Annotated in this window: 8 protein-coding genes and 1 pseudogene; 6 read left to right on the top strand and 3 right to left on the bottom strand. The window is 62.0% G+C overall.

What is annotated here, in order from left to right; translation table 11 throughout:
* From O3932_RS10315 to O3932_RS10295, 5 genes and pseudogenes are all read left to right on the top strand, one after another.
* Positions 1-1,186: FGGY-family carbohydrate kinase (locus O3932_RS10315; protein ID WP_371538280.1), on the top strand; the 1,186-nt coding region annotated here is incomplete at its 5' end.
* Positions 1,096-1,491: pseudogene (locus tag O3932_RS10310) on the top strand (FGGY-family carbohydrate kinase); the annotation flags it as partial. The gene O3932_RS10315 and the pseudogene O3932_RS10310, both read left to right, overlap by 91 nt.
* 875 nt (positions 1,492-2,366) lie before the next feature.
* Positions 2,367-2,549, top strand: a complete 183-nt coding sequence (locus O3932_RS10305) for a transposase (RefSeq protein WP_371538278.1) — start codon at positions 2,367-2,369, stop codon at positions 2,547-2,549.
* Positions 2,467-2,823, top strand: a complete 357-nt coding sequence (locus O3932_RS10300) for a transposase (protein ID WP_371538276.1) — start codon at positions 2,467-2,469, stop codon at positions 2,821-2,823. Before O3932_RS10305 ends, O3932_RS10300 begins: the two co-directional genes overlap by 83 nt.
* A 222-nt stretch (positions 2,824-3,045) precedes the next feature.
* Positions 3,046-4,014, top strand: a complete 969-nt coding sequence (locus O3932_RS10295) for a 2-dehydropantoate 2-reductase N-terminal domain-containing protein (protein WP_009648403.1) — start codon at positions 3,046-3,048, stop codon at positions 4,012-4,014.
* Between the two features lie 187 nt (positions 4,015-4,201).
* On the opposite strand, the gene O3932_RS10290 is transcribed toward O3932_RS10295, so the two are convergent.
* The 3 genes from O3932_RS10290 to O3932_RS10280 all read right to left on the bottom strand — a co-directional run bounded on the left by O3932_RS10290 (position 4,202) and on the right by O3932_RS10280 (position 5,802).
* Positions 4,202-4,894, bottom strand: coding sequence for a hypothetical protein (locus tag O3932_RS10290; RefSeq protein ID WP_371538273.1), 693 nt, complete (start codon positions 4,892-4,894; stop codon positions 4,202-4,204).
* A 196-nt stretch (positions 4,895-5,090) separates the two neighbouring features.
* On the bottom strand, positions 5,091-5,336 hold the full coding sequence (locus tag O3932_RS10285; RefSeq protein WP_371538269.1) for a hypothetical protein: 246 nt from the start codon (positions 5,334-5,336) through the stop codon (positions 5,091-5,093).
* 172 nt (positions 5,337-5,508) lie between these two features.
* The gene (locus O3932_RS10280) at positions 5,509-5,802 is read right to left on the bottom strand and encodes a ribbon-helix-helix domain-containing protein (RefSeq protein ID WP_371538266.1); all 294 of its coding nucleotides are present in this window, start codon (positions 5,800-5,802) and stop codon (positions 5,509-5,511) included.
* A gap of 497 nt (positions 5,803-6,299) precedes the next feature.
* On the opposite strand from O3932_RS10280, the gene O3932_RS10275 reads away from it, so the two are divergent.
* Positions 6,300-7,150: DUF6318 family protein (locus O3932_RS10275; RefSeq protein ID WP_371538263.1), on the top strand; the 851-nt coding region annotated here is incomplete at its 3' end.

The following is a 7,150-nucleotide window of genomic DNA, read 5'->3' as shown; positions in this document are numbered from 1 at the left end:
GTATCTGGCAGACGATCCTCTCGTCGTCGCAATCGACTCCTCGACGACATCCACGAAGGCGATCGTCGTCGACGCAGAAGGAAACATCTGGCACACGGCGAAGCAGAACATTCAGCTGCACACCCCCGCGATGGACCAGTACGAGCACAACCCCATCCGCTGGTGGGAAACCAGCCGCGCGACCATCGGGGAGGTGCTCTCCAAGCTCTCGCCGACAGACCGCAGCCGGATCGCAGCCATCGGCATCACACCCCAGCGCGATTCCTTCGCCCCCTTCGACAAGGACGGCCGACCGCTCCGAAACGGCATCCTGTGGCTCGACGGCCGCGCCACAGAGCAAATCCGCCGCTACGGCAGCGAACACATCAACGAGCTCTCCGGAAAGCCAGCCGGCGTCACCCCCGCCATCTACAAGATGGCCTGGGTCAAGGAACACGAACCCGAGATCTTCGCTGACGCCTACAGGGTGATGGATGTTCACGGCTACATCGCCTGGATGCTCACCGGACGCCCCGTGAGCTCGCAGGCCGCCGCGGACTCCCTCGGCCTCTTCGATATCCAGAAGCGCGACTGGTCCGACGAACTCCTCGACATTGCGGGCGTTTCCCGCGAACAGATGGCAGACCTCGTCGAACCCTCCTACGAGATGGGCACGCTGCGCAAAGAACTCGCCGAGGAGCGGGGCATCGCCGAAGTGCCCGTCATCGCCGGCCTCGGCGACGGCCAGGCAGCCGGCATCGGAGCCGCCGCCGATCCCGAGATCGGATTCCTCAACCTCAGCACGGCCGTCAACGCGGGCGTCGACTCGCCGGTCTACAAGTACGACAAGGTCTTCCGCACCCACGTGTCCGGCATCCCCGGCAACTACGTGTTCGAGGTCCTCCAGTCCTCCGGCTCCTACCTGGCCGGTTGGTTCCGTGAAACCCTCGGCGATCCAAAGCTCCTCGGCGCACCCGACCCCGCCCTCGACGAGGCTGCGAGCCTCATTCCCCCGGGCTGCGAAGGCCTCGTGACACTCCCCTACTGGAACGCCGTCCAATCCCCCACTGGGACTCCGTCGCCCGAGGCGCCGTCGTCGGCTGGCGCGGCACCCACTCTCGCGCCCACATGTACCGCTCCATCCTCGAATCCATCGGATTCGAAATGCGCTACAACCTCGACTCGATCGAGGCGGGCACCGGTGTGAGGCTCACCGGACTGCGCGCGATGTGTGGCGGCACGCGCTCCCTCCTGTGGCGCCAGATCATGGCGGACACCACCGCCCTGCCCATCACCGTGTGCACCCAGGACGAGATCTCCGCGCTCGGTGCGGCGGTCCTCGCCATGGCCTCGACGGGCATCTACGGCGAGCATGACGTCGCCGCCACCGCAAAGAAGATGGCGCAATACGGCAAAACAATCGAACCCGACATGGAGAAGCACGAGCAGTACTGCGACGTCGCCAAAATCCAGCGCAAGCTCTACCGGCTCTTCCGAGTTGTGTGTGGGTGAGTGGGTGTTGGTCGGGGGTTGCGGGTAGAGGTTGAGGTCCGTGATGATGAGCGGACTTCTACCCCCGCTGTCGTCAAGGGACCTCGGGCGGTGTCTCACCCTACCTGCTGATGTTCTGTGTCGCTTGATCGTTGTGATCGGTGTGATCTGCTCGTCGGTTTGGAGGGCTTCCATCTGATGAGCGTGGCTCGCACCCCAGATGCTCTGGTGCTCGACATAGAGTCCTGTGATTGCCTTGCTGGCTGCCCTGGGTGGGGGCTGAATCGCTCAAGGCCACGGGCGTATGGTGGTGGAGGTGATCGACGCGCCCTGGGCCGGGGTCCCGGCGCGGATCCGATGGTTTAAGCGACGCTGGATATGCCGCGAACACACCTGCCAGATCGCGACCTTCATCGAGCAGAACCACTCAGTGTGTGCCCCCAGGGCGCGTTTGGGCGCCCGGGCGATCCGCTGGGCGATCCGACAGTTACGCTTCGAAGGAGCCACTATCGCGGGGCTGGCCCGCCAGTTAGGAACCACGTGGAACACCGCGTGGTCCCACATCAAGCCGCGCCTGCAAGCCGCATCTGATGACCCCGCCCATTTCGCAGGCGTGCGGGTGCTGGGGGGTGACGAGCACGTATGGCATCACCAGGACCGACGCCGACGAGACCCACGTGAGCTCACCGGCATCGTGGACCTGACGCGAGGGGAGGATCATCCCACAGCCCGCTTGTTGGACCTGGTCCCAGGCAGGTCTGGCACCGCGCATGAGAACTGGCTAGAAGAGCGCGGCGAACAGTTTCGCTCCGGTATCCAGATCGCGACTCTAGACCCCTCCAAGGGGGAGACAGTAAGAACGCCATCGCTTGGCCTGCTCCCAGGACGCCACCAGCGTGCTCGACACCTTTCACATCGTCAAGCTCGCTGGCGACGCTCCAGGTGAGGTGCGTCGCCGCGTCCAGCAACACACCCTGGGTCACCGCGGACGCAAGGGTGACTCCCTCTACCAAATCCGGCTTCTTTTGCGCGCCTCACACACGCAAGCTCACCCCCCGCCAACAAGAACGACTCCGTGAGGCCTTCACGGCAGATGAGGCACACATCAGTGTCGAAGTCGCCTACCACTGCGCCCAGCAAGTGCGCGAGGTCTTCCACCAAGACACACCCACCCAAGGCCGACGCCTGGCCACACACCTCATCCAGCGCCTACCAGCCTGTCCCATCCCCGAAATCGCACGCCTAGGGGCGAACCACCCTACGCAAATGGAAGGACGCACTCGACGCCTACTTCGACACCGACAGAGCAAGCAACGCACCCCACAGAAGCCATCAACGGAATCATCGAACTAGGAAGACGCACCGCCAGAGGCTACCGCAACCCCACCAACTACCAACTCCAAATGCTCCTCATCGCAGGAGGCCTAGACGCCTCCACCCACACCCAACTCTGAAGAGCCGCTCTATCCGAAGCTGAAGGACGTGTTCGAGGACCTCTACGAGCTCTCGCGCAAGTCCCCCTCGACGAAGCCCGAATCACCGAAGGCAGAACTCTAGGAATCGCAAGGAGAAACAATGTCTACCATTACCGTCCTTGGCGCCGGAGCGATGGGCTCGGCGATTTGCACGCCGCTCGCGGACGCCGGCTGGGACGTGCAGCTGTGGGGAACGTGGCTCGACGATCACCTCCTCGACGCGATCGAGCGAGGCGAGAACCACCCGCGCACGAACCAGCCCTTCGCGCAGGGCGTCACCCTCTACCGCTCCTCCGAACTCGACGAGGCCCTGGATGGCGCGGATACCGTCATCGTTTCCGTGGCGTCCGTCGGCGTCGAGCAGGTCGTGAAAATGGCGCTGCCCGACTCGATCCGGCGCATCGCGGCGGACGAGAGCTACGACAACCTGCCTCCGATCATCGCTGTCGCGGGTCCCGTGAAGGCGAACGAGTGCGCCGCGCGGGAACCCACCGCGACCATCTTCGGGTGCAAGGACCTCGACGTCGCCATCAAGTACGCGCGCGCAATTCGCACCGACAACTACGCCATCGAGGCCACCGACGACGAGACCGGCGTGGAAATCTGCGCTCCCATGAAGAACGTCTTCGCGATCGCACTCGGCATCGCCGACGGCCTCCAGGAGAAGACCGGCGTCCCGCACCACAACCTCAAGGCGGCCACATTTAACGAGGCCGTGAGGGAGATGTCGATCCTCGGCACCTCACAGGGCGCCAACGAGACGACCGCATTCGGCCTCCCGGGTGTCGGCGACCTCGAGGTGACGGGCCTATCCGGGCGCAACAAGTTCTACGGCGTACGCATCGGGCGCGGCGAAGGGCCGAAGGAAGCGCTCGAGGAGATGGCTCGCCTGGAGCAGACCGTTGAAGGCGTTCCTGCGGCCGGTTTGGCGCAGAAGTTCGTCGACCAGCACGCCCCGGAGCTTCGCGAGCAGCTGCCGCTCATGAATGCCGTCATCGACGTTCTCTCCGGGGAGGTCGGGGACGTCAAGACCAGGATCGGACAGGCGGTGTTGCCCGCGCGCCCATGATCGCGCCTCCTCCTCGATTGCACCCAACGGTGGCCTCCTTGTCGAGGCCTCCGTTGGGTGCCCACCCGCTGTCTCCGTCTCCACAGCGGGTGGCACGTGCCGCATCGAGGTTATGAGCGACTCTTGGTGGGGTCGGCGGTGACCGAGATTCTCGGCGTCGTCGACCCCACAGACGTTCAGTGACGGGTCACTTGGCGTCCCCAGCGTCCTTCTCGAATCCAACCTGCCAAAACCCCATGTCGAGCAGCTTCATCTGCGGATAGATGAGGTCTTCAGTCCGCATTCCTCGCCGCGCTTCCTCGAGGCGGTCGTTGTGCTCCTCGTAGAAGTCCACGAGCCTGAGGACGGACTCCGGGCTGTATTCCTGCGTCGTCACCTTGTATGTCGCAACGCCATCCTGAAAGAATCTGTCATACGCGGGCACGCAGCCAAGCGTTCCCATGAGGATTTTCGTGATGAGAACCGGGGACACAGAAGACGCAACCGCTCGCCCTGCGGCCTCATCGCGGATCGGCCGGAAATACTTGGCGATGTAGGCGTACACCTTTATGAGCCTCGCCTGAACCTCAGGCTCCCGCAGCCCCACGCACGCGACCCCAAACAGGCAGTCGTATTCGGGCTTCAGGACCTCCTCGACGATGGGCGACAGCACCTTGTAGTCCTTCTGAAGCAGGAAGCACGAGCCCCGATACATCCCCCAGCTCGCCAGGTAGAAGGCGAGGTGCAGGCTCAAATAGTCGTAGTCCGGGGACGGGTCAGTCCGCGCATCTCGAAACACGCGATAGCAATGCTCCCACGAGCGCGAGCGCCCATTCTCGCTCGTGCGCGCGTCGTCGTAGAAAGTCTGCGCAGCGTCAATCAACGCATCGATTGCGTCCATGTGCTCCCTCGCTCATCTGACATTCAACACTGAAATCAGGCCCCGAGCGATGAACTCCGAACCACTCTTCCCTGTCGAATCATAATCACAGCTAATATCACCGCCGAGAAAACCACCGACGTGTCGCACAGCATCCTCATAACGGGCGACTCCCCCTGAGACGCCGTCACAACTAGCGGAATGCATCTCGGCGGGCCTAGTACCCTCGCGTCCACTCTCGGAGCGCCGCTTCAATGGCCTCGGACGCGTTGTCGTATCCGTCGTAGGTTGCGCGCAGCATCGCCGCCTCGTACACGTCCTCGTCGATAGTCACCGTAACCTCGACGATTGGTACTTGAGGACCGACTCGCTCCACCACGTCCTGCTGCTGGCCCAGCCTCGACCCAAGCAACAGGCCATTCTCCTCTGCCCACCGGCGGATTTCGGCGTTCTGTTCTGCCATGCTTGTATCGTCACGCTTCGTCATAGTCACATGTGTACATGAGGGCGGAGTTCCTGTCTTTGTGGCACACCCATCTGTCCACGCGTCGCGCGTGATCCGTGGAGGTGCCACGGCCTCGTCAACCCTGACGACCCACACGCCGACCGTGACCCGGGGACGTGCCACGGCCTCGTCAATTCTGATGTGCCTCAGGCAGGCACTCGACGTCACTCACCCACTCACGCACCGCGGCGCGGAGAGCTCCCGACCGTGACGTGATACCTTCACTGGCCGCGCGAGCCATCATGGCGTCGAACATATCGACGTCGAGGCTCGTGGTTACGGCCACTCGCGTCGGGGACACAGGATGAGGCGCTCGCTCCTCGCGGAGGAAAGCCACGAGTTCTTCAGCTTCCCCAGATTCAATGAGCCAGCGTTGGAGGTCGGCCTTCATCTTTGCATCCGCTCGGTTGCTACGCTTCCTCATGGGGACAGGTATACACGGCACATGCCTCACAGGCTGTGCAACGCGACCACTGTACCCAGATTGACGCGGATCAACGCATCTCTTGTCAGAATGTTTCACGTGAAACAATTGATGGTACGGGAGCACTCTCCCATCGAGGAACTCGCTGCATACGCACACTCCGTTCCTTCGATCAGAAGCCTTAGATGTCGCCAAATGACACCCTTTTGAACCTTATGGGCAGCACTGTCCACATACTGGCCCACAGTTTCACCTGTATCAGATGCGAGCGTCGCGCACATCGATCAATGTTTGACAAGGTCAGACGAGCGATTTGTCCTTAAGCCGCACATTTGCGCCGCCCATCATCAAATTTCGGGAGGATGTGCATCATAGTTACTTCATATTTTTAGTGTTTTATGTTGGTTCTGGGCGTAGCCTGTGTTCTTAACAGGGCGTGCTTCCGATGGTGGGGGTGCGCTGGAGGAGAGCTACCTCATCGTGGAGGTTGAGAGAACATGATGGTTCCACCGTTGTCCGAGCGGCCCGTCACTGAGGAGGACGAGGAGCAGTTCCGGCGAGAATCCATGCCGCGCAAATACACGCTGCGTCAGCGGTGGGCCGACTATCGAGCCGACGCGAAAGCCAACCGGCCCAAGGGCGCGAAGGCCAGGGTGCGGGCCTGGCTGCACGTTGAGCCGTTCTATTGGGGGATGCGCGTCACCTACGTTGTGCTTGTCGTTGGGGCAGTCTTCGCCGTCTACATCAACGGCGTCGCAGAGGGATGGTGGCACGCGTGGGGTGAGAAACCCACCGTCGCGGCCACGACGCCAGCCGCCAGGCCCGCACCATCCGCGTCGAGTTCCACCGAGGCTGCGATGTCGGGTGGCTACCAGATCGGACCCGACGGCGTGCTCGTGCGCCCCGCCGAACACGCCGCATCTACCTACACCAAACCAGAACTACCCGAGGAGGCCAAGGAGAACACCGAGAGGGGCGCAGAACTCGCAGCCGAACACTATATTGCAACCCTTTCCTACGCCTGGAACACCGGAGACACACAATCCCTAGCTAGCTTGTCCGTCGAGGGAGTCCCATTCGCCGATGGACACATCGACGCCATCAATGGACTCTATACAGACGGTTGGGCGTATGGCAATGAATCAAAAGTGACAAAAATAGTGAAGGTCGAACCTGTTACAGAAGAACTAGGGGCACAACCCAACACTATCGGAACACTATTCCATGTCACAACTACCGACGGAGTTTCATGCAAAAGGCAGAGAATAACAATTAGCAATAACGAACATACTGTAAGCTTCGCGCTCTACATGACATGGCAAAATGAACGCTGGCTCGTGACCGATGG

Origin of the sequence: Pauljensenia sp. 20925_1_25, from assembly GCF_041433955.1 — a bacterium.
GTDB lineage: Bacteria > Actinomycetota > Actinomycetes > Actinomycetales > Actinomycetaceae > Pauljensenia.
This window is presented reverse-complemented; position numbering and strand designations above follow the sequence as displayed.

Bases quoted from the DNA above. Each gene is read 5' to 3' on its own strand.
- O3932_RS10295 (WP_009648403.1), top strand. From the start codon at position 3,046: ATGTCTACCATTACCGTCCTTGGCGCCGGAGCGATGGGCTCGGCGATT.
- O3932_RS10290 (WP_371538273.1), bottom strand. From the start codon at position 4,894: ATGGACGCAATCGATGCGTTGATTGACGCTGCGCAGACTTTCTACGAC.
- O3932_RS10285 (WP_371538269.1), bottom strand. From the start codon at position 5,336: ATGGCAGAACAGAACGCCGAAATCCGCCGGTGGGCAGAGGAGAATGGC.
- O3932_RS10280 (WP_371538266.1), bottom strand. From the start codon at position 5,802: ATGAGGAAGCGTAGCAACCGAGCGGATGCAAAGATGAAGGCCGACCTC.